At 67.2% G+C, this 539-nt stretch carries 1 pseudogene; it reads right to left on the reverse strand.

The annotated features are described in order from the left end of the window. Nucleotides 1-539: pseudogene (gene dctM / locus CXP40_RS23565) on the reverse strand (C4-dicarboxylate TRAP transporter large permease protein DctM); the annotation flags it as partial.

Genomic DNA, 539 nt, shown 5'->3' on the forward strand with positions numbered 1-539 from the left:
GGATGGTCAGGTCCTTGTACACGAACAGGGCGACGAAGCCGGCGTAGACCGCCGCCACGGCCGCGGCTTCGGTCGGGGTGAACATGCCGGTGTAGATGCCGCCGAGGATGATCACCATCAGCAGCAGGCCCCAGAACGCCTCACGGGCGGAACGCAGCCACTCGCGGAAGCTGGCGCGCGGCAGGGCTGGCAGCTTCTTGATGCGCGCGACGATGTAGATCGCGATCATCAACACCAGGCCGAGCATGATGCCGGGGATCACACCGGCCATGAACAGCTTGCCCACCGACTGCTCGGTAGCGGCGGCGTACACCACCATCACGATCGACGGCGGAATCAGGATGCCCAGCGTACCGGCGTTACACACGATGCCGGCGCCAAACGCCTGCGGGTAACCGGAACGGACCATGCCGGCGATGGCGATGGAGCCGACCGCGGCGACGGTAGCGGGCGAGGAGCCGGACAGCGCAGCGAACAGCATGCACGCCAGTACCGCACCGATAGCCAGGCCGCCACGGATGTGGCCGACGCAGGCGTTG

This window comes from Pseudomonas sp. YY-1, assembly GCF_002843095.1.
GTDB classification, from domain to species: Bacteria; Pseudomonadota; Gammaproteobacteria; order Pseudomonadales; family Pseudomonadaceae; genus Aquipseudomonas; species Aquipseudomonas sediminis_A.